This is a genomic window from Limnospira sp. PMC 289.06, from assembly GCF_032350395.1.
Lineage (GTDB): Bacteria > Cyanobacteriota > Cyanobacteriia > Cyanobacteriales > Microcoleaceae > Limnospira > Limnospira platensis.
The window spans coordinates 30,630-52,911 of record NZ_JARPLC010000014.1; the positions used below are offsets into that span (position 1 = coordinate 30,630).

Annotated in this window: 23 protein-coding genes; 12 read left to right on the plus strand and 11 right to left on the minus strand. The window is 44.9% G+C overall.

All coding sequences use genetic code 11. The features are described from left to right. Nucleotides 1–141 precede the first annotated feature (141 nt). On the plus strand, nt 142–2,847 hold the full coding sequence (locus P5674_RS05245) for a PAS domain-containing protein (protein WP_043468141.1): 2,706 nt from the start codon (nt 142–144) through the stop codon (nt 2,845–2,847). Here P5674_RS05245 and P5674_RS05250 read toward each other — a convergent pair. Next, nucleotides 2,810–3,781 carry a succinylglutamate desuccinylase/aspartoacylase family protein gene (locus tag P5674_RS05250; RefSeq protein WP_006618434.1) on the minus strand — a complete coding sequence of 324 codons (972 nt, stop codon included), beginning with the start codon at nt 3,779–3,781 and terminating at the stop codon, nt 2,810–2,812. The two genes, P5674_RS05245 and P5674_RS05250, sit on opposite strands and share 38 nt — an antisense overlap. 80 nt (nt 3,782–3,861) lie before the next feature. Continuing rightward, on the minus strand, nt 3,862–4,416 hold the full coding sequence (locus P5674_RS05255) for an NUDIX hydrolase (RefSeq protein WP_014274883.1): 555 nt from the start codon (nt 4,414–4,416) through the stop codon (nt 3,862–3,864). A 117-nt stretch (nt 4,417–4,533) separates the two neighbouring features. On the opposite strand from P5674_RS05255, the gene P5674_RS05260 reads away from it, so the two are divergent. Next, nucleotides 4,534–5,934 (plus strand): AMIN domain-containing protein, encoded by a 1,401-nt coding sequence (locus P5674_RS05260; RefSeq protein WP_148261846.1) that lies wholly within the window; start codon nt 4,534–4,536, stop codon nt 5,932–5,934. Between the two features lie 6 nt (nt 5,935–5,940). On the opposite strand, the gene P5674_RS05265 is transcribed toward P5674_RS05260, so the two are convergent. Together P5674_RS05265 and P5674_RS05270 are read right to left on the minus strand one after the other, a co-directional pair. Continuing rightward, entirely contained in the window at nt 5,941–6,459 is a 519-nt protein-coding gene (locus tag P5674_RS05265; protein ID WP_043468144.1) for a DUF3172 domain-containing protein, read from the minus strand. Nucleotides 6,460–6,579: 120 nt separating this feature from the next. After that, a complete protein-coding gene (locus P5674_RS05270; RefSeq protein WP_006619413.1) occupies nt 6,580–7,800 on the minus strand; it encodes a M20 metallopeptidase family protein in 1,221 nt (406 codons plus the stop codon). A 195-nt stretch (nt 7,801–7,995) separates the two neighbouring features. Between P5674_RS05270 and P5674_RS05275 the strand changes: the two genes are divergently transcribed. Both P5674_RS05275 and pip read left to right on the plus strand, forming a co-directional pair. Beyond that, nucleotides 7,996–8,508, plus strand: coding sequence for a hypothetical protein (locus P5674_RS05275; protein WP_315669845.1), 513 nt, complete (start codon nt 7,996–7,998; stop codon nt 8,506–8,508). Nucleotides 8,509–8,533: 25 nt separating this feature from the next. After that, nucleotides 8,534–9,481, plus strand: a complete 948-nt coding sequence (gene pip / locus P5674_RS05280) for a prolyl aminopeptidase (protein ID WP_006619415.1) — start codon at nt 8,534–8,536, stop codon at nt 9,479–9,481. A gap of 74 nt (nt 9,482–9,555) precedes the next feature. Here pip and P5674_RS05285 read toward each other — a convergent pair whose 3' ends face one another. Together P5674_RS05285 and P5674_RS05290 are read right to left on the minus strand one after the other, a co-directional pair. After that, complete coding sequence (locus tag P5674_RS05285; RefSeq protein ID WP_006619416.1) at nt 9,556–10,554, minus strand: ABC transporter permease; 999 nt, start codon at nt 10,552–10,554, stop codon at nt 9,556–9,558. A gap of 3 nt (nt 10,555–10,557) precedes the next feature. Further along, complete coding sequence (locus P5674_RS05290; protein WP_006619417.1) at nt 10,558–11,073, minus strand: adenine phosphoribosyltransferase; 516 nt, start codon at nt 11,071–11,073, stop codon at nt 10,558–10,560. Nucleotides 11,074–11,154: 81 nt separating this feature from the next. Here P5674_RS05290 and P5674_RS05295 point away from each other — a divergent pair, with 81 nt between their 5' ends. The 7 genes from P5674_RS05295 to clpS all read left to right on the plus strand — a co-directional run bounded on the left by P5674_RS05295 (nt 11,155) and on the right by clpS (nt 16,683). Beyond that, on the plus strand, nt 11,155–11,760 hold the full coding sequence (locus P5674_RS05295; RefSeq protein WP_006619418.1) for a DUF3038 domain-containing protein: 606 nt from the start codon (nt 11,155–11,157) through the stop codon (nt 11,758–11,760). Next, nucleotides 11,757–12,839 (plus strand): DUF4335 domain-containing protein, encoded by a 1,083-nt coding sequence (locus tag P5674_RS05300; protein ID WP_014274888.1) that lies wholly within the window; start codon nt 11,757–11,759, stop codon nt 12,837–12,839. Before P5674_RS05295 ends, P5674_RS05300 begins: the two co-directional genes overlap by 4 nt. Before the next feature lie 32 nt (nt 12,840–12,871). Continuing rightward, the gene (locus P5674_RS05305) at nt 12,872–13,729 is read left to right on the plus strand and encodes an OmpA family protein (protein ID WP_014274889.1); all 858 of its coding nucleotides are present in this window, start codon (nt 12,872–12,874) and stop codon (nt 13,727–13,729) included. 35 nt (nt 13,730–13,764) lie between these two features. Next, nucleotides 13,765–14,748: a methionyl-tRNA formyltransferase gene (gene fmt / locus P5674_RS05310; protein WP_014274890.1), complete on the plus strand. Its 984-nt coding sequence runs from the start codon at nt 13,765–13,767 to the stop codon at nt 14,746–14,748. 68 nt (nt 14,749–14,816) lie between these two features. Beyond that, on the plus strand, nt 14,817–15,800 hold the full coding sequence (locus P5674_RS05315) for a sugar transferase (RefSeq protein WP_014274891.1): 984 nt from the start codon (nt 14,817–14,819) through the stop codon (nt 15,798–15,800). Nucleotides 15,801–15,805: 5 nt separating this feature from the next. Next, nucleotides 15,806–16,243, plus strand: coding sequence for an ATP-binding protein (locus P5674_RS05320; protein WP_006619423.1), 438 nt, complete (start codon nt 15,806–15,808; stop codon nt 16,241–16,243). A 146-nt stretch (nt 16,244–16,389) separates the two neighbouring features. Next, entirely contained in the window at nt 16,390–16,683 is a 294-nt protein-coding gene (gene clpS / locus P5674_RS05325; protein WP_014274892.1) for an ATP-dependent Clp protease adapter ClpS, read from the plus strand. On the opposite strand, the gene P5674_RS05330 is transcribed toward clpS, so the two are convergent. The 5 genes from P5674_RS05330 to P5674_RS05350 form a co-directional block, all read right to left on the minus strand. Then, entirely contained in the window at nt 16,680–16,919 is a 240-nt protein-coding gene (locus tag P5674_RS05330; protein ID WP_006619425.1) for a DUF6737 family protein, read from the minus strand. The two genes, clpS and P5674_RS05330, sit on opposite strands and share 4 nt — an antisense overlap. Continuing rightward, nucleotides 16,919–17,431: a MogA/MoaB family molybdenum cofactor biosynthesis protein gene (locus P5674_RS05335; protein ID WP_043468149.1), complete on the minus strand. Its 513-nt coding sequence runs from the start codon at nt 17,429–17,431 to the stop codon at nt 16,919–16,921. The genes P5674_RS05330 and P5674_RS05335 overlap by 1 nt, the downstream gene beginning before the upstream one ends. A 26-nt stretch (nt 17,432–17,457) precedes the next feature. Further along, nucleotides 17,458–19,095, minus strand: coding sequence for an HD domain-containing phosphohydrolase (locus P5674_RS05340; RefSeq protein ID WP_006619427.1), 1,638 nt, complete (start codon nt 19,093–19,095; stop codon nt 17,458–17,460). 79 nt (nt 19,096–19,174) lie between these two features. After that, nucleotides 19,175–19,456 (minus strand): 4a-hydroxytetrahydrobiopterin dehydratase, encoded by a 282-nt coding sequence (locus P5674_RS05345; protein WP_014274895.1) that lies wholly within the window; start codon nt 19,454–19,456, stop codon nt 19,175–19,177. 419 nt (nt 19,457–19,875) lie between these two features. Continuing rightward, on the minus strand, nt 19,876–21,009 hold the full coding sequence (locus tag P5674_RS05350) for a CAP domain-containing protein (protein WP_315669846.1): 1,134 nt from the start codon (nt 21,007–21,009) through the stop codon (nt 19,876–19,878). A gap of 419 nt (nt 21,010–21,428) precedes the next feature. Between P5674_RS05350 and P5674_RS05355 the strand changes: the two genes are divergently transcribed. Continuing rightward, a complete protein-coding gene (locus P5674_RS05355) occupies nt 21,429–22,268 on the plus strand; it encodes a Tic22 family protein (protein ID WP_014274898.1) in 840 nt (279 codons plus the stop codon). Nucleotides 22,269–22,282 lie beyond the last annotated feature (14 nt).

The window sequence follows — 22,282 nt, forward strand, 5'->3', positions numbered from 1 at the left end:
CAACTAATTTGCTAGGTTAATTATGCTTTTCCATGGGGATAACCACCGAATTATGGGTGCTTATAGATAGGTTTTCCCCTAGTGGACAAATATCTCCTCTCTCTGCTGGCGGGAGGCGAACCCAAAACAATAATCTAACAAATGCTAGAATTGCTGGTATATGTTTTGATCAACTTATTAAGTTATGAGCCTCATCGATTAATGGTCAGGGGCCATGGATTTTTGCCAAAAGCACTATCAAACTGGCTACATTTGTGGTTAACTGCTGCGATCGCATTGGTTAGTTACTGTGGGGCGACTATGCTCAACAATAGCTTATCAATCTATGGCGATCGCTGTCAATTTTCAACCCCAAATCAACCCTTTTGGCGCGGCGGTGGTAATTTCATCGGTAACTCTGGGTTACTCAGCTTGGGGTTAGTCATGGCGGGAAATTTTCAGATCCTGGACACAGAAATTCCCTGGTATCCCGTCGGGGGAATATTTGTAGTGGCTATCTTAGCCATTTTAGGATTACTCGCCACTAGCTTAATATTATTTTGGCTGTGGTGGTTTCAGATACCTATGTTAGGGTTTATTCGCCGCCATAATTTGGCATCTAGCCTAGATAATTCAGCTACCAATAACTCCCCCAACTCCATTAATAACAATCCATTAACTATCAAAGTAAATGCCAATATCAATAACTGGTCTGCGGAAGATACCCTATCCCTCACCCAATTTTCTATTGATAAAGCCGCCGATGCGATTTTTTGGATTGGGATAGAAGGACAAATTATTTATGTGAATGAGTCAGCTTCTCGCCTGTTGGGTTATTCCCCCAAGGAGTTATTGTTATTGACGATTCATGATATTAACCCGGATTTTCCGCGAGATTCTTGGCATTTGCATTGGCAAATTCTGCGGCGCTGTGGGTCTTTAAAAATTGAGGCTCGTTATCGGACTAAACATAGTCGCCTAATTCCCGTGGAAATGATGATTAATCATCTCAACTTTAAAGGTGAAGAATATCAATGTGTGTTTATCCGAGATATTAGCGATCGCAAACAAGTTGAGAGAATGCTGCGGGAACGTCAGGGAGAATTTCGCACCCTGGTTTCTAATATTCCTGGTGCAGTTTATCGGTCTAATTTAGACATCGATCGCACCATGACTTTTATGAGTCCGGGGGTGGAATCTATCACTGGTTATAGCCCTAATGATTTGATTTTAAACCGGCAGATTAGCTTTGCAAGTCTGATTCATCCTGATGATAAACAAAGGGTTATAGACGCGATTCACACATCTGTAGAAAAACGAAATCCCTATATTTTAGAGTATCGGTTACTGCGAGCCGATGGTTCCCAAAGATGGGTTTATGATAAGGGTCAAGGTATCTTTGATGATGACCAACAAGTTTTATGTTTGGCGGGGGCAATTTTTGATATTACCAAACAAAAACAAGCCTCGGAAGCTCTGCGGATTAATGAGGAAAGGTTACAGTTAGCATTAACCGGAACTAATCAGGGTTTATGGGATTGGAATTTAGCCACTGATGAGGTCTATTTTAGCCCTCAATGGGGTCAAATGCTCGGTTATGACATGGAGCATATAAACACCCATGCTCGCTCTTGGTTGAAGTTGGTGCATCCTCAAGACCGCCATCAGGTAATTTACTGCTTAAAACAACACTGGCAAAATCTCACGACTTTTTGTGAGGTTGAACACCGAATGTTTACCCACAATGGGGGTTGGAAATGGGTGCTTAATCATGGTCAAGTGGTGAGTCGAGATGAGCAAGGTAAACCCCTACGCATGACCGGGACAGTTAGAGATATTAGCGATCGCAAACAGGCTGAAGATGCTTTGCGACAGTCGGAAGCTAGGGAACGCGCCAGAGCCTTACAGTTGGAACTAACCCTCAAAAAACTCCGACAAGCTCAATCACAATTAATTCAAAATGAAAAGCTGTCCAGTTTGGGTCAAATGGTGGCAGGAATTGCCCATGAAATTAATAACCCAGTTACCTTTATTTATGGTAATATTAGTTATGCGTCTCAATATGTGCAAGACTTGTTAGCACTGATTCGATTATATCAGCGATATTATCCACAGCCAGCGGCGGAAATTAGCGATCGCATTGAAGAAGTAGAACTGGGTTTTATTATAGAGGATTTACCCAAAATTTTAGAGTCTATGGAGGTCGGCGCAAATCGGATTAGGCAGATTGTTTTGTCTCTCCGTAATTTTGCCAGACTTGATGAGTCGGAAATGAAACCCGTCAATATTCATGAGGGAATTGAGAGTACATTATTAATCCTACAACATCGGCTCAAAGGACGACTTCCCACCTTAGAAAAACATGAGTTTCCCGAAATTAAAGTAGTTCGCAATTATGGGGATTTGCCGAAAGTAGAATGTTATGCGGGTCAACTTAATCAGGTTTTTTTGAGCATTTTAAGTAATGCAATTGATGCGATTTTAGAGGTGGAAAAACTCGAAAATGGCTTGGTTGACTTCGAGCCTACTATTCAAATTAGCACCGCATTAATTAGCTCCGATTGGGTGTCAATTAAAATTTCTGATAATGGTTTGGGTATGGAAGAAGAAGTGCTACATCGGTTATTTGAACCATTTTTTACTACTAAACCCGTGGGTCGTGGGACTGGATTAGGATTAGCCATGAGTTATCAAATTGTGGCTAAACATGGGGGAAATTTAACCTGTCGGTCTGTACGAAATAAGGGCTCAGAATTTGCGATCGAAATTCCCCGGCGACCTTCTGGGTTAAGTAAAACCGGACGATATTATCTCCCAAGTGAACATTATTCTAAGACAGAATATGAACGGGACTCTCTTCAGAGTTGAGGAGAGCCAAATTAACTATAGCATCCCCTTGATTAACTAAGGGATTTTGCTGATTTCCGATAACTAATCCATCAGCAGGAGACCTGACTTTGACGCTAGTATCACCAAAAGCATCAGATATAACACCTAGTAGTTGGCGCTTATATACCCGTTCCCCCAACTCAATAGATAGTTGTAATATCCCACTACGAGAAGCACGCACCCATTGAGTATTTTGCACTTCTATAGGTTCGAGGGGAAAGTTATCAAATTTGAACTCATACATATCTAAGGTTTCCATCACCCGTAGGATACCTTGAACGCCAATATAAATAGCATGGGAATTAAATCGTAGTGCTTCGCCTCCTTCATAAAGAAGAACCGGAATCCCTTTTTGAGTGGCGGCTTGACGTAGGGAACCATCCCTAAGTTGGGAGTGAATAATCACAGAGGTTCCAAAAGCGCGCGCACATTGGTAGGTGACAGGATCATCTAAGTTGGCTCGAATTTGTGGTAAATTATTACGGTGAGCTGAGGCTGTATGTAGGTCAATCCCATGGGTGGAGTGATTGACGATTTCTTGGACGAATAAATTAGCTAGACGGGAGGCGAGGCTTCCTCTTTTGGAACCGGGAAATGAGCGGTTTAAGTCTCGGCGGTCTGGTAAATATCGAGATTGTTCGATAAATCCAAAGACATTGACAATGGGAACAGCAATTACAGTCCCACGCAACCGCTTGGGGGAAATTTTTTGCATAACTTGATGAATGATTTCAACGCCGTTAATTTCGTCCCCGTGAATAGCCGCACTGAGCCAGAGTATTGGTCCGTCTGTATAGCCATTGATGACGATAACGGGTAGGGAGAGCATGGTTTGAGTGGGAAGACGAGCCACGGGAATTTCAATGCGCTTAGTGCGTGCGGGGGGAATTGGGGTGCGGCAAATTTCAATCATTAACGGACGATCGCTGGTGAGAAATCGGAACTATAAGAATAAACTTAATACCATAATTATAGCAGATAATAGCTCACTCATTACTGAGTTTTTTGCCTCTGGAGATATTCCCAGGCTAAAAAGATGGCGGCGATGGTTCCGGCTACTTGAATCTTGTGGCTGGCGATCGCATCTATAACTTCAGCCACTGGTATCAGAACCACTTGGATATCTTCGGTGGGGTCCAGTTGCTTCTCGTGTTGTAACTGGACATTTTCCGCCAAAAATAGATGAATAGAATTAGTGTCTTTGACGGGATTATCGTATAGGGTAGCTAGGGGAATTAAAGACGAGGCGACATAACCTGTTTCTTCCCTAAGTTCCCGTAAGGCGGCGACGGTAGGGGTTTCGGTAGCGGGGTCAAAACCGCCAGCGGGGAGTTCTAATAAAATCTGCTCGACTCCATGTCGGTATTGGCGAACAAAAATCACCTGCTGGTCTTCGGTGACGGCAAAAACTAAGGCGACATCAGGCCGAATATTGATAAAAAAATCATCTATAATGTTTCCATCGGGAAGGGCGATCGCATCTTGGCGCACCCGACACCAGGGATGGTCTATGATCATTTGCGATCGCAATCTTTGCCACTTTTGCATGAGTTTCAGAATCTAGGAGTTAGGGTTGCATTCTCACCCAAAACATGATAGTAACTCCAGAGATGAGCTATAGTAACGATCAGCTTTTCTCAGAACACTTTTTTTGATGTGGCGATCATGCAAAACAAGTATAGACCGTTTCCAGTGTCACTTGGTTTTTCCAGTGCCGCGCCAACCCAACCACTCCCCACCGGGAAATTGACACGGCGGCGGTTCCCTAGTCTTTTTAAATTAGGTCTAACTACAGCGATCGCCACTTTCATAGTAGGTACAGAGGCGATCGTCAACACAGTTGTAGCCGTTACCGTTCCCCAGTGGACCCTCAACCCCAATAACGGAACTGTTCAAGTCCAACTACCAGAAGGAGTTAGACCCCGACTAGCCGTCATCCAACAACCCAGCCGCATTATTATCGACCTACCAGATACAGATTTAGGCGTTAATGTCACCGAACTCTACGAGTCCGGCTTAGTGCGTCGGGTCAGCGTTAGCCAACTGGAACCCACAGTAGCGCGAATGACAGTTGATTTCGCCCCCGGCTTCATTCTTGATGACAGAGAAATTGACCTGAGACGAGTTGGCGTAGAAAATCAGTGGGTATTGCGTCCCGTGTTGTTAGCCCGTCGTCAACCCCCCGCAGAAAATAACTTAACCACAACCACAGCAGCCCCGACAACTCCCATAAGCCAGTCTCCCACCTCCGCCAATATTTCCCCCCAATTCACCTCCCAACCTCGCCCCATCAGCGCCTTACCCAATCCTCAACCCGAAACTTTCCCAGATGTTGAGTTTCTGCGAGTTCCCCTAAATCGCCCCACCCAAACCAACTTGGTGAGACCAGATACATTCAGTCAACCAGTCGGAACTCAAATTCTCCCCATGTCCACCACCACTGCGGCTATCCCCTATGGTCAACCTCTACCCACAGAATTACCACCACCTAGCCAAAGTTTTCGACCCCTACCCCTACCAGAAACCCAACGCCCCGACCGTCGTATCCTATTACCCGTCGGCACAACTATCACCCTCCAATATCCTGGAATTGACGATGTGCGCCTAAAATCTCAATTCAACCGCCAAGATGTTTTACTGCTCCAAGGGGGAATTGTAGACGCAGCAGGTAATTTTGTCGTACCTCCAGATACCCCCGTAGTCGGAAGGTTTGAAACCACTAATCAGGGAACCCGTTTTGTCGCCCAAGCCATTAACTTAGAAGGTCGTAGCATTCCCTTTGTGGCTGAATCAACTTGGATTCCAGGTGCGCGACCAATTAAGCCGGAAAATGTGGCTATTGGGTCAGGAATTGGCGGTTTGGGAGGATTCCTCATTAGTGGTTTTGATGGATTAGGATTCCTAGCTGGGGCTGTGGGAGGGGCTGCTGTTGGGGCTATTAGTTCCCCTCAACAGCATATTCTTGAACCGGGTCAGGTTGTCCAAGTCCGATTGGTTCAGGAATTAGCCCAAAATGACTTTTTGCTGGGAATTACCCCAGCTTTACCAACTAGCCCACGATTTTAAAGGATTTTAAAAGCCATCAGTCCCCGATCTAGGACGGTTCGGGACTAGACCCGATTGATTGAGAAAATCGTTCTGGGCGCTATTGTTTTGGTAGATACAGCTTACCTCTGCATCATCGTTCAGGTCTCCCGTATAGCCAAAGGTGTTCATTCGGTGTTTACAGTCTCTTTCCTCTTCCACGGTGATCAGGTTCCGCTGTCTCAGTAGAGCCCAGTTACTGGTCCGCAGAACGCATCCTGGTTGCATCCTAGGTTGACCGACGAAAACGCTAAAGGGGTTCAGGGTGACAAATACCCGTAAATCTGTCACCATGGCACTGGCTCCGAATTTAACACAGATTTCTGGGTTGGGAGCGCTGCGATCAATGAATTCGCTGGATGCTACATTCTGGGGGGTTAGGGTGGCGGTGGAACTTATCGCCATACCTATACCAATTCCCAACACCAGAACGCCTGCTATCACGGCCATAGCGGTATAGTTAAAGGCGGAAGCTATGGGAGATGTGGGCTTAGTTCTACGTTTCATGAGCTTTTGGAATACCGTGATCAATTTTTATTCTCTACCGAGAGCTGCATTTTAACGCTCTGCCTCCTATTGTAGACATGACGATCGCTCTTTGGTATTTGGCGGCGATAATTTCAGCGGTTAGGGTTTTTCAGCGCTAAACTTTTCTACACACCGCACAAACATTTCTACCCCCATACTTAGGGCGGTTTCGTCAAAGTCAAACCGAGGATGATGGTGCGGATAAGCTAAATTGCGATCGCTATTAGCAGACCCCATGAAAAAATAACACCCCGGTACTTCTTGCAGGAAAAATGACATATCCTCACCTCCCATAGTCTGACATTTTGGCACTATCCCCGCTGGTGTTTCTACCACACATTCTGCTACACTTCTGACCAAATTGGCTAGGGATGGATCGTTAATTACTGGGGGATAAGTTCGTTGATAATTTAACTCATATCTCGCCCCATGACTTTGACAAATTCCCGCCACAATTGACTCTATTCGGTTGCTAAAATAGTCATGTAATTGACGATTAAAATAGCGGACTGTCCCCTTTATTGTCGCTTGGTCAGCAATCACATTATGAGCATCTCCAGCATGGAAATAACCCACAGTCACCACAGCAGACTCTAAGGGGTCAACATTCCTGGCCACAATGGTTTGCAGGGTATTAACAATTTGGGAACCTAACAAGATTGCATCTATGGTTTGATGCGGCATCCCTCCATGTCCCCCCTTCCCAAATATGCGACATTCAAAAATATCTACTGCCGCCATTAACGCACCAGCGCGCACCCCCACCGTCCCCAATGGCAAATTATTCCACAAATGCAACCCCACAATTGCCTCAACATCAGGATTTTTTAACACCCCGGCTTTAATCATGGGTAATGCGCCGCCCGGCCCTTCTTCAGCAGGTTGGAATATGACTTTTATTGTACCACAAAAATCCTGTTTGTGTTGGGATAAATAATAGGCGGTTCCTAGGGCGATCGCTGTATGTCCGTCATGACCGCAAGCGTGCATAATTCCATCATGACAAGATTTATAACTTACCTCATTTTGTTCTTGAATAGGTAAAGCATCAAAATCCGCCCTAATTGCTAAAACTGGCCCCGGTTGACGACCTTCAATAATGGCTACAATTCCGGTTTCGGCAATTTGAGTTTGATGATTAATTCCCCACTCCCCTAGTTTTTCGGCAATAAACTTAGCCGTTAATTTTTCTTGAAATGCTAACTCTGGGTATTGGTGAATATGTCGCCGCCAGCTAACTAACTGAGGCTGTAGTGCTTGAATTTCCGGGCGAATTTTCTCGGTGATCACCCGGTGGGGAGTGGAGACAGTTGCAGTCATAGATGATTGATAATGGCAGTGGGTGTACTAATTTAATGATAATTTTAGCAGATGATCAGCCCTAGGGGAATTTTGCCTGTTTTTGGCTTCGGGCGATCAAAACCGACAGCGATCGCGATAAAATTGGAGTGGTGCTATCCTGGGTAATTATTAGCCCGGCTAACCACCATCACCATTATATGTCAGATTAGACCTATGTTAAATTATTCGCGGATTTTCTTAATCTCAGCATTAGGACTGGGAACCTTCTTCCCCAACCAAGCTATATCAGTTCCCCATATAGTTACTGGATCTCCATTGCTATTAGCCCAAAATCAGCCATTCCAAATTAGTGGCATCCAAATAGTTAAAAATGAAACCCTAACAGCGGGACGTTATACCGTAGAAGGGCGACTGATTAATTATAGTTCTGACGTAATGCGATCGCTACAAGTAGTTTATCGTTTATACCGCCAGGAAGGTGATACTTTAGTAGAAGTCGAAAGCCACGAAGCTACCGTTATTCCCGGGGAGTTACAACCCGGAGAAACTGGGAAGTTTGGCTGGGCTTTTTCCGAGGTTCCCCAAGTGTTTTTCATAGAAGCGATCGTCTCCGAAAACGGAACCACAGAAGTTAATCAGTGCTATGCTGACGGTTTAGCTAGGCGAGAAATGTGCAGACTCCAGCTTAATTCTCAAGCCGTTTATCCCCTTACCATTAAATACTAATTGCCAACCTTCTGATAACTCGAAAATGAACCAACTTTACCCTCCCATAGAACCCTACGCCGAAGGAAAACTACAAGTTAGTTCCTTGCATACCATTTATTTTGAACAGTCCGGGAACCCAAAAGGCAAACCCGTTGTCATCCTTCATGGCGGACCCGGCGGCGGATGCTTACCAGAATATCGTCAATATTTTGACCCGGAAAAGTGGCGAATTATCATGTTTGACCAACGGGGATGCGGTCAAAGTATCCCCCATGCAGAATTAGAAGAAAATACCACTTGGCATTTAGTAGAAGATATCGATCGCCTGCGAAATCACCTAAATATTAACAGTTGGGTGGTGTTTGGTGGTAGTTGGGGAAGCACCCTATCCCTAGCCTATAGTCAGACTTACCCCCAGCATTGTCGGGGGTTAATTTTGCGGGGTATTTTCATGTTAAGAAAAGCCGAACTACAATGGTTTTATCAGGAGGGCGCAAGCTATATTTTTCCAGATGCTTGGGAGGAATATATTAAACCTATTCCCCCAGAAGAACGTCACGATTTAATCTCGGCTTATTATCGTCGTTTAACCAGTGATGACCCCCAGATACAATTGGCGGCGGCTAAGGCTTGGTCAATTTGGGAAGCGAGCACCAGTAAATTATTACCAGATCAGCATTTAATCGAAAGATTTGGTGATGGCAATTTTGCCACGGCTTTCGCTAGAATTGAATGCCACTATTTTGTCAATCAAGGTTTTTTTGAATCGGAAGACCAACTATTAGTTAATGTTGAGAGTATCCGTCATATTCCAGGGGCGATCGTTCAGGGTCGTTATGATGTAGTTTGTCCCATGAAAACCGCCTGGGAATTGCATCAGGCTTGGCCAGAAGCGGAGTTAATTATTATTCCTGATGCTGGACATTCCATGAGTGAACCAGGTATTCAAAAAGCCCTAATTGACATATCAGATAAATTTGCCACTTTATAGGTTAACTGCCCTCTCCCAGTGTAGGAGAGGGGTTAGGATGGATATAACGGGGGTATGATGCACCGGAGGGGGGATTAATTCAGGTTTTCGAGTTTGATGCGAGGGTCTACTGATTTTAACAATAAATCCGCCAAAAGATTACCCAGAATCAGCATAACAGCACCCATCATTAAACTAGCCATAACTAGATAAAGGTCTTGTTGTCTAACTGCTTCTAAAGTTAACCTTCCTAGTCCCGGCCAGTTAAAAAAGGTTTCGGCAATAAAAGCGCCACCTAACAAACTAGCGAATTCAAATCCTAATAAGGTAATTAAAGGATTGATGGCATTTCGGAGAGCGTGAACATAAATAACTCGGTTTTCTGGGAGACCTTTAGCGCGCGCAGTTTGGATATAGTCTTGACGTAAAACATCGAGTAATTGACCGCGCATAAGTCGCTGTAGACCGGCGAAACTGGTGATACTTAAAGCCAAAGTTGGTAAAATCATGTGCCAAGCAATATCACCGATTTTCCCCAGGAGAGACAAATCAGGATAGTCTATGCTGGTCATACCTCCAACGGGAAAGAGGGGGGAGGTTTTTTGTGCTAAAAATAGTAACAGTAAGGCGGTGATGAAACTGGGGAATCCTTGGCCAGTGTAGCTGATCACTTGTAAGGTGCGATCGACTCGGCGGTTTTGATTAACTGCGGCTAAAATTCCTAGGGGAAGTGCGATCGCCCAAGTTATAATTAGGGAAGAAATAGCTAACAACAAGGTAGCGGGGACTCTTTCCCAGAGTAAATCAGTGACCGATCGCTGATTTTCAAAACTATAGCCAAAGTTCCCCCTAGTGACAATTTGGGTAAGCCAATTCCAATATTGGATAATAGGAGGTTGGTCTAATCCGAATTGTTCTCTAAACTGATTGAGAGTTTCCTGGGAAATTTGGGGATTATTGATATATTTATCAAGATAATCACCCGGAGCCAGTTGGACGATGACAAAACACAGTACAGAAGCCAATAGCAGAGTAATCAGCGCCTGAAAAAGTCGTTTCGCCACATACAAGAAGTTATCATAGTCAATGCTCATATTTCAGTCATAATCAATTAAAGTGACAATAGGGACATCAGGTAATTGATTTCGTCCCCCCAAAGCCTTTAACTCGATGATAAAAGCAAAACCCACCAAATGACACTGAGCCTCTTGTACCAATTGAGCCGTCGCCGCTGCCGTCCCCCCGGTAGCTATCAGATCATCAACAATCAGAACCCTGCTACCTGGTGGCATGGCATCAATGTGCATTTCCAGGCGATCGCTCCCATATTCTAACTGGTATTGTGCAGCGATGACCTGTCCTGGTAACTTGCCAGGTTTTCGCACGGGGATAAACCCACAACCCAACTGATAAGCCAGGGGAACCCCAAACAGAAACCCACGAGACTCCATACCCACGACATAATCCGGGGAGAGGCGATCGCACTTATCCTTCAAAGTATCAATGGTATAGCGCAAGCCCTGAGAGTCCCTTAACAGGGTAGTAATATCTCTAAAGACAATACCGGGCTTAGGAAAATCTGGGATATCGCGAATAAAAGATTTAAGATCCATCAGGGTAATGTAAATATTAGGAGATTTGCTAACCAGTCTTTAACTATATATTGTCTTGGAATCGATGTTGCTGTGAGCATAATGCAAGTACAACCCTACCAAACTAATTTAAACCCAGTCATATTAGACAGTTTGCCGGATATACCCATCTCCGACAAAGGATGTCCCCGTCGGGCGCGATTACAAATCGACCTGATGTTACTAGCCATTGAAGCCCTGGCCCTAGGGAGTTCGGAACGAATGCTGGTCAAGATATCGGAGTTAGAATTGCAAGGAATTATCCCCAATCGAGTCGTGTTATGGCGACTGCGTAGCACCAACCCCCTGCGACGCTACAGCCAACGACAACCCCTGACTCTGAAAGAAGCTAAAGCCTTAGTGGTGATTATTGCTATGATGAGTCGAGAGTTAACAGTGAGAATCCGCCAGTTGCTGATTGACTTTGAGCAAATGCAGCGCAAGCAAATCCCCATAGAACAGCATTTGCAATTGTATAGCTATCTGGAAAGGTTCCAGGCTCACTTCCGTAGTCGGATGAATCCGAGGCGCGCGGGTGTAATTGCTTACAACTCCCCAGAGAAAGTAAATGATTTGGCGATCGCTTTGCTGGGAAAATTGCTATTCTGTACAGGCACTGCAGGGATGCAACGGTTTTGGATCAGTCTGTTTGATGGAGAGATAGCATGACGATTATACGTCAGTACAGTTTGCCTAACTGCAAGCTGATTTTGCATGGGTTGAGTAGTCCCACAGATAATACCTCAGAAACTCGGCCCCGTTTATCGCTATTGATGAATGCGGAGTGCCATTTTGTCGGTTATCCTCAGCCTATTGTGGGGGGGAAAGAGTTTTTCGAGTGTTTACTGCAACAGGTGAATCAATACGCCCAAGAGTTTCTCAGCGGCGTATCACATCCCCCCTCTGCTAACACTGCTGCTGAGGTTCCCATGGTGGAGTTACGCAGACTAGACAGCAATTTACACCGCCTGATTGTCCGTAATACCCCCGTTGATGGGGATTCCCAGATGAAAACCGATCCTACATCCCCTGTGGAATTAGATTTAACCACGGTGCAGTTATTTGATTTGGTGGAAGCAGTGGATCAGTTTTTAGCTGATTCTGGGACTTTACCTGAGCTTTCGTTACAGTTAAAAGCTATTCCTAAGCGTTATACTAAACCAGAGCAATCTGTTGCCCAAAGAGCTATACCAGCAGCGGTAGGTGTGTCAGGATTGGCTATTGCGGCGATCGCATTATTTGCTCTGCCAGTTCCAGAGTTGAGGCGACCCCTAGAACCTAATCCTCAAGAGTCCACAGAAACCCAACCCCCATCAGAAACTGAGGGACCACAATCAGCCGAACAATCTCCACCACAGGGAGTTAATACAGACCCAGACGGGGAAAATCTCACTGTCGGTGAACCCGGTGCTACCATTCCCTTACAACCCAATTTAGTCTCACCCCCATCTATTGATGACCCCCAGGAAATTGAGAGATTACAGCGAGAATTGTTTGTTCAGATAAACCAGGCATGGGTTGCTCGCATTAACCGAACCCTAGTTTATCGGGTTACAGTAGCCAGTGATGGCAAAATTATAGATTATGAAGCAGTTGACGATGTTACCCCAGAGGAAGAGGCTCCTATTCCTTTATCAGAGTTACGCTTTCAGCAGGTAGGACCTGACCCAGCAGAACCCCAAGCAGATATGATGGTGATATTTAATCATCCCGGAGGTCCGTTAGAAGTGCGTCCTTGGCAAGACTGATAACCATTCGCAAGGCAATTGAGGGTAAATTCATGGCAGATCCAAAACCAAGTAAATCTTCCCCTAAATCCAATTCCGGGGTTTTGGTGGGGCTGTTGTCCTTCATTTTTCGTCTGTTATTGTTGGGGGTAGGCGGTGCTGTGGCTTGGCTACTGGGAATGGCTGTGGCTCAAGTTTACCCAAACACCAGTTCGGAAATGCCCCTAACTGAACAGTTACTGAGGCGATCGCCAGAATATCAACCCTCTTTCCCAGCCTCAGAAACTCCGTTGACCCCGACTCCGACCCCGCCGCCTACGGGATTAACTCCAGAAGTCCAACAAACCTTACAACCCCAACTCCAACAATTACAGCAAGATCTCAATGCCTTGATCGGTCGCACCGCCGCCCTAGAAATTCAAATCGGTAATAGTCGGCCCGCAGAAACCTTGGAGAGGCGCTTACAAATTATAGAACAGCAATTAACAGCCCCTAGTTCCCCGGAGGCGGAAAATATACCGCCACCAACTCCCCGCACTGCTAGGTCTAGATCTGGAAATGGTTTGATCATGACTTTACCCAGTGATATTTTATTTAACCCAGGTAGTAGCACATTGCGCCCTGGGGCTAATGTTATCCTTGATAACTTGATTCCAGATCTGCAAAACTATCGGGGGGCAGTAGTGCGGGTGGCAGGTCATACTGATGATAGTGGCAGCCGTCAGCAAAATCTGGTTTTGTCCTCGGCACAGGCTGAAGCAATTGTGCAATACCTATCTAATGCTGTGGACGATCAGGCTTATCATTGGGTGGCGATCGGTTATGGTATGACTCGCCCAGCGTTGGAAAATACCTCGGACATCAATAGACAACTTAACCGCCGCATTGAAGTTGCCATTACCCCCCCCTGAAAAACCTAAATCTAAACACAAAGGAAAGTTGATACATGAGACTGGTTTTTTTTGGTACGCCTGAGTTTGCTGTGCCTAGTTTGCAGCGATTATTGACTGATGAGCAATTTCAGGTGGTTGGGGTGGTTACTCAACCAGATAAACGACGGGGACGTGGTAGCAAAACTAGCCCTTCCCCGGTAAAGGCGATCGCCATGGGTGCAGGTTTACCGGTTTGGCAACCCCGTCGCATTAAAAAAGATCCACAAACTTTAGCTAACTTGCGGGAAGTTGAAGCTGATGTTTTTGTGGTAGTCGCTTATGGACAAATCCTATCCCTGGAACTTTTGCAGATCCCTAAATTAGGATGTGTCAACGCTCACGGCTCGATTTTACCAAAATATCGCGGAGCGGCACCTATTCAGTGGTGCTTATATCATGGGGAGACTGAAACCGGAATTACTACCATGTTGATGGATGAAGGCATGGACACAGGCCCCATGCTATTGAAGAGTTACACCCCCATTAGTTGGGAAGACCAAGCGGCTAATTTGGCCGAACGTCTGGCTCATATGGCGGCGGAACTTTTAACCGAGACTTTGCTACAAATGCGATCGCAAACTATACAACCTATTCCCCAAGATCATACTCAAGCTACATTAGCGCCTCTCATTAAGCCAGAAGATTATCAACTTGATTGGTCAAAATCTGCACCCGCCCTCCATAACCAAATTAGAGCCTTTTATCCCCATTGTGTCACTACCTTTAGGGGACAAAGTTTGAAAATTAGCGGCTCGGTTCCCTTGGGTTCTGTTCCCCAAACAGAATTGCCTCCACCATTGGCTCGTTTGTCTACCGCCGATATTAACCCCGGTAAAATTGGCGAAATTGTGGCGATCGCCAAACGCTTCGGCCCAATTGTTCAGACCGGGTCAGGATACCTATTGGTTTCCGAAGTCAAGTTACCCGGAAAACGGGTTCAGTCCGGTTGGGATTTTGTCAATGGCACTCGTGTAGCGATCGGAGAAATTCTTGATTAAAATTAGAACTATGCAACCCCAATAATTTGTGTAAGTTTAAATACACCTACTAGCATTAAGAGACTAATATGGTCAGTCCTAGCCCAGAAGTTAATTTTCCTGTCCATTTTCACAACAATAAAGCCTGGGTCAAAATTCCCCATCGTCTGAGTATATTGGAGGCTGTTGATTTTAAGTCAACTTGTCATAATCTGGTTTTGGGAGATCAGGTTCCACAGGCTATTATTCTCGATTTTAGCGAGACTACATTTATCGATAGCAGCGGAGTCGGTGCCTTAGTCAGTAACCTCAAAGCCGCCAAAAACAAAAATGTGGAACTTTTGCTAAAAAATGTCAGTCCCCAAGTAATGGCGGTTTTTTCTTTAACATCCCTTGATCAGGTTTTAACCTTTCAACAGGATGAACCCGCACCTCCTGGGGATAATAGCCAATTACCCGTTACTCATCCTTCCGTTCGCTCTGTGGTTAAACGCTCTATTGATATTGTCGGCGCTATAGTGGGATTGGGTATTACTGCCGTTTTATCTATTCCCATTGTCATTGCTATTCGCCTTGATAGTCCCGGACCGATTTTGTTTGGTCAAATTCGTTGCGGTTGGATGGGTAAGCGTTTCCGTATGTGGAAGTTTCGCTCTATGGTGATTAATGCCGAAGAACTCAAAAGCACTATTCCTAATCAGGCAAAAGGTCAAATATTTAAAAATGATAATGACCCCAGGATTACTAAAGTAGGTCGGTTTTTGCGGCGCACCAGTCTCGATGAATTGCCTCAATTCTGGAATGTTTTAATGGGAGAAATGAGTCTAGTTGGCACTCGACCACCTACTCCTGATGAAGTGGAGCGTTATGAGGTTCCCCAATGGCAACGCCTAGATGTTAAACCTGGTATGACTGGTGAATGGCAAGTAGGCGGGCGATCGCAGATTAAGGATTTTGAAGATATTATTCGCCTTGATCTCAAATATCAGGAAAACTGGAGCTTGATGTATGATCTAAAAATGATTGTCCGCACGATCGTCATTTTGTTCAAAAAAAATAGTGGTGCAATGTAAGATTAATGGAAGATGAAAATCTACTAATGCGATCGCATCTTAAAGTAGGTACAGATCTACTGTTTTTAGAGGAAGTATTACAATGGTTTGAGCAGATAACTACTCCCTTTTTGCCTCCCGATCTGAGCTACGAATGCAAGATTGCTATTACCGAAGGGTTCACTAATGTGGTTCGTCATGCACACCATGGATTATCTAAAAACACTCCCATTGATATTCAGGTGAAGATTTTATCTAATTCTATCGAAATCAAACTATGGGATTTTGGTCAACCTTTTGATTTCCCCAAAACCCTGCATTTTATTCTTAACGAAAAGATTGCACCTTTGGAAAAAGAACAAGGTAGGGGTTTGATTTTGATGTATAAACTCACTGATGAAGTCACTTATTGTCGCCTGGATGACCATCGTAACTGCCTAACTATGCGACGGCATTTCTCTTAACTTTCAGTCATTATATAGAGTGCATCTACTAACTACACCCACCCTCAACTAATTATCTGAGATCATCTCAGACTGTGACGTTATATAATATAATGGATTTGTGATAAGTACAAAATATTGATTTAGTCAAACACTAAACCAGAGTTATGGTAGCCTCACCTACGACTACACCCAGTCGTTCTAGTCAAACCGTCCGTAAGCCTTACCCTAACTATAAGGTGATTGTCCTTAACGACGATTTTAATACCTTTCAGCACGTCGCTAACTGTCTGATGAAATATCTTCCCGGAATGACTAGCGATCAAGCCTGGGAGTTGACCAACCGCGTCCATTATGAAGGTCAGGCGACTGTGTGGGTTGGCCCCCTAGAACAAGCCGAATTGTATCATACCCAACTCAGTCGCGAAGGTTTGACAATGGCCCCCTTAGAAAAAGCCTAATCATTACCTTCGGCATCTGACATCATAGCCGATCGCATTAATCCCGGCCAGATCAGCAGGAAAAATCCCATCCAGGTCAGGACGGGAACCCCTACAATTACCGATAGCCAAACCTGATGAAATATTAGCCAACTGCCACTAATTAGGCTAACTCCCGTCAGCAGAATTGACCAAGGTTGACACCACCAAGGTTTATAGTCCCAAGGATTATCACTTGAGGGTTGATTTTGATTCATTAACCACCTTTTTGCAATTGATTAACTAGATGAACTAACTCTGGTAAAATCAGCTTTTCCATAGCTAGTTTAACCGCTCCTTGGGAACCGGGAACCGAAAATAATAGAGTTTCCCGATATACTCCCGCCGTGGCGCGAGAGGCGATCGCACGGGAGCCAATCTCATTATAACTCAGAAACCGAAACAGCTCCCCAAAGCCGGGCAAAGTTTTTTCTAGTAACCCTTCAATAGCATCATAAGTCGTGTCTCGTGGTGCTATTCCCGTTCCCCCATTCACAATCACTGCCTCGATTTTAGCATCACCACAGCATTGATTAAGCGCCTGAGTAATCAAGTCCGGTTCATCTTTAATTATCACATAATTACCCAGATGATGACCACTATCTTGCAGCATTTGCTTAATCAAATCACCGCTTTTATCCGTTGACTCAGTGCGAGTATCACTGACAGTTAAAACTGCACAATTGACGCTCAAACTACCGCTATCAGGGTGAGGAATTGAGCTACTCATAACCATCCTTAACTCTCATGCTAACATCAAGCCAGTTCCATAACCACATCTAAAGTATGTCCTAAAGATTCATAGACTTTGTGCTGTTCAAATACACTTAAAATATCCCCATTAATCTTATTCGCCGCCGCTTCACTGCGGAGAATTTTTAGAGCCGTAACCGTAGGAACTCCATGCTTATAAGGTCGATCGCCTGCTGTTAGTGCGTCATAAATATCAGCGATCGCCATCATTTGTGATTGTAGGGGAATTTGCTCTTTGGTTAATCCCAAAGGATAACCACTACCATCTAACTTTTCATGATGTCCATAGCTAATCTGCGGCACATTTTCCAGTCCCTTAGTCCAGGGAATTTGCTTTAAGAAATTATAGGTATGGGTCACATGACCTTCAATAATTTCGCGTTCGGAAGCCGTCAAATTACCCTGAGTTATTAACAATTGTTCAACCTCTTCTGGTGTCACCAGGGGCTTAATATTGCCATCTATATCCCGATAGGTAATCTTTGATAAATCATGGAGTTTTTCCAGCGGTTCAGAATGTAAAATCTCCGGTTCGTTGGCTTCCTGCACCATCTCCCAAAACCCTTGCAACTGCTCAATCTCCTGATTCATTTCTAAATCCATACGTTCCAGAGTTTGACAGTGGGGGCATTCTGTGATACTCTGGGAATGGTTGCTGCTGTACTCTAAAAGCAGTTGATATTTCCTTTGCAGGTAGTCTATCTGTAAACTCTGGCGAGCCATAGCGAACCGTTTTTTCATCATTTCCAATTCCCAAGGATAAAGTTTCTTAGCCTTGTTTAAAACTGGTTCAGGAACGCCCACTTTGCCAAAATCATGAAGTAATGCCGCATAACGCAACTCTTGGATTTGGCGATCGCTAAATTGTACCGCCCCCAGGGGACCATCAGAAACCTGATTAATTTCCTCCCCTAAACGCACCGTCAAAACTGCCACCCTTTCCGAATGTCCGAAAGTGCAAGGGTCTCGCGCCTCAATCACCTGCACCGAGGTTTTCACAAACCCCTCAAATAGTAACTCAATACTCTCTTGTAAATTGCTGCGTTCGATGGAAATTGCCGCCTGAGAAGCCAGACTCCGCAAAATCCTCTCTTCCCAATCAGAATAAGGCTGGGTGTACTCCATCGTATTTTCAGGAGTCAGTACCAGATCAGATTTTCGCTTGCGGTTAATCAGTTGTAGCACCCCCAGGGTTTCCCCTTCCCGGTTTTGCATGGGGAGAACTAAAACCGAGCGAGTCCGATAACTGATATTCTCATCAAAACTGCGATCGAGACGATAAGGCTGTTCCTGTGGTAAATTGTACGCATCATCAATATTGAGGCTTTTCCCACTCAAAGCCACATGGCCAGCCAGACTTTTATCAGTCAGAGCGATCGCAAATTCTCGGAAAGACAAATTTGGCAAAGACTGATTTTGAGCCACCTTAAACAGCAGCTTAGGGCGATCATCACTGTAATCTACCAGATAAACACTTCCCGCATCGCTACAGGTAATTTCCCGACTCTTACTAAGTATCAGGTTTAACAGCTTTCCCAAATCCAGAGTCCCCGAGAGCGCCGTACCGATATCTAACAACTTCTCAATCAGCAGCGACTCTTCACTAACCCCTACAGACACATTAAGATTATCAAAAACCATAATCCCACATCAGAACCAACCAACCAACACCTACCCAACTGTGTGGAATTCTAGCCGATTTTGGGGCAGTTTGTATAATCTAGCTCAAACTGGAAATTTTCTCAGCCATAGCAAAATCATTCTTAGTCAACCCCCCAGCATCATGGGTAGTCAGGGTAATTGTCACCTTATTATAGGAAATTTCCAAATCCGGGTGATGACCTGCTGCCTCTGCCGGTTCCACCAGTTGATTAACAAAGGCTACCGCTTCCACAAACCCCTTAAAGGTTTTCACACACTTGATGGTTTTACCCTCAACAGACCATTGGGGAATCTGAGTCGCCATTTGTTGGATCTCAGTTGCACTCAGTAGTTCAGCCATATCAAAACTATACCAAATTCTTTCGTTTAAAAAAAACTATCCGCTCTCACGGATAACTAAGCCTTGGATACTACCAGGACATCAGTCAGCGATATGAGAGCGGTCTAGCGGGTCTCTGTTATTGGAACCTGACTGCCGGAAGGATCTCTCCAATCCAGCCAGACCATATTAGTAGGCTTTTCGGCTCCTAGTCAAAGGAACCTAGGCCGAATTTTAGAGGTCAGCCCCGGCGCACAGCCGGCGTTCTCCAACACAGTGACCCATGCGTTTACTACTGTCACTCATGGGCATCACCTCCTGGATATCCTAAACTTGGAAACTAGGATAACACAAAATTCTGAAAGTGCAAGCTCGCCGTTGTAGAGGTGACTATTTTGTGATTAATAGGCGATCGCCCTTTCCGGACAGAGATGCTGAAATCAGCCACCAGAGAAGACTTTAGTCCAATAATGGTTATAGTCCATCAGATCACCCGTATCATTTTCCAGGAAATAGTGACCCACCCCAAGCTGAGTGAAATTAGGATTAAGAATATTATCACGATGTTCTGGACTGTCCATCCATGCTTGAACCACTGACTCCGGCGTAGTATGACCCGCAGCAATATTTTCGCCCAATGGCACTATCAATGTAAAGCCTGTGGCCCTAATCCGGTCAGTTAAATTAGACCCATCCCTTCCGGTATGACTAAAAAAGTCTTGCAGTGCCATATTAGTGCTATGGGTAGCCGCCGCCTGCGCCAGCAAGGGGTTAATCCTTAGTGGTTGTAAATCTTCCCTAACTCGTTCTTGATTGACCAATTCCAGCACTTGCTGCTCAAAATTACAATCCGAACCACTCTCACCTAACGATAGTTCAATATCGCCATAATTGGCGACTCCCAGTTCCCCGATAAAGTCGCCAGCAGTGATTAATTCAATATCGACATTTTCTAGGGTTGCCAAGGTCTGACCATGGAGTAAAATCAAGGTAGAAGTGCCTGATTGTTTAATCCGTAAATCAGCAATGGTGACTCCATCAGGAACCCACATTTTATCAATACCAGGCTTGAAGTCGGTAATCAGATCTTGATTAACAGTCGATGATGGTAAAATAAACTGATTAACTCCACTACCTCCGGTGAGAGTGTCTAAACCTCGATCGCCTGATAAAACATTATTACCAGACCCTCCGACAATCCAATCATTACCGACACCGCCATAAATGGTATCATTGCCAGAACCACCAATTAGAGTATCATTGCCCCGATTACCAAATAATATATCATCACCAGAACCCCCTTCTAAGTAATCATCATTTTGACCGCCATAAATGGTATCATTGCCGGAATTACCGATAATCGTATCATTCCCCTGATGCCCTAAGAGAATCCGCCCTTGTTCATTGTTGACCAAATAATCATTACCCTGCAAAAGAGCGATCGCTTGTGGTAATCCTGGACTTGACAAACGTGCCATTTGCTCGGCTGGGAGTTCTGAGACCATGATGAAATCGTCAGATGGGCTGGCCATGGCAAAAGTCAACCCGTCTGGCGTGATGATATCGGAAAACATAATTATAGACCCTGTTTATGACTATGATAAATATTTTTTTTACCCATTGTCTATATTTATTCATCAAGAATTATATAGATCCGAATTGAATCCCAGCGTAATAATGAGTCGGTAGTGTTCCCGATTGAATAATGCGATCGCATTTATGCCCAAATTTGACGATTTGGGACAGATTTGTGTTAAGATCCGTAAAGTGTGCGGGTCAAACCCCGTTGTGTCGTCCGGTGGGGGTGAGAATATAGAAAATTATTAGGGAGTTCGGGAGAAAAAATTGTTTTTCCTCGTCAGTCTGACTATTATCGTGCCAGGGTAAGAATTGCTGATACAGGAATACTATAACCTCCGTCAACAGACTTGATGGGTGGTGTTGAGCATCCCTCGCTGTCATGTTTGTATGAGCCCATAGGTATAACGCCAATATGGAAGCGTGGGGGAGATATCAAGAAGAACTACTATTACGATCGCAACTTGAGAACATGATTAAATCATTTTTCCATTTGAGCCTGTTACTGGGAGTTATCAGTGGCAACTTGTTAATGAGTCCCACCCTGCCACCCGGAACCGTGGGAGCATCCCTACTGGGAACCCAGGCTGCTGAAGCACTGACATTAGAGGAAATTCAGGCAAAATTACGCCCAGTCCCAGTATTTACAATTACCGACCCTACCGGTTCCCCCCTAGTGGCCACAGTTCCCGCCGGAGAAAATGGCAGCGGTACTGCTGCAGTAGCAGGGATATTTATTAGCCGTCAGGATGCCCTCAGATTTGTAGAAAATCTGAGAAACAATAATCCTGAATTAGCGAACTCCGTAGAGGTAACAGCAGTTTCTCTGGGGGAAGTGTACCAGATGAGCCAACAGAGCCGCAACCGTGCTGATGATATCCAATTTGCTTATGTTCCGGTGCAGCAAGAGGTAGAGTCAGCCCGCGCGGTAATGCAGCAAAGTGGTCGATCGCCCAATGAATTTAATGGCGTGCCTCTGTTTATGGCAAGAGGAGGCCCAGACAATGGTTATTTAACCATCCAACGTGGCAATGACCAAGTGATTCCCATGTTCTTCTCTAAACAGGACTTAGAGGGAATGTTATCCCAATTTCGGGAAGAGCAACCGGACTTAATATCCTCGGTAACAGTGCAGGTGGTTCCTCTGGAAGCCTTATTAGAAGCCTTCCGAACTGATGATAACCAATTTTTAGACCGGATCATCTTAGTTCCACCACGGGAAACCCTGGAATTTTTGAGAAATAATCAACGTTAGGGCAAGTTTTGGGG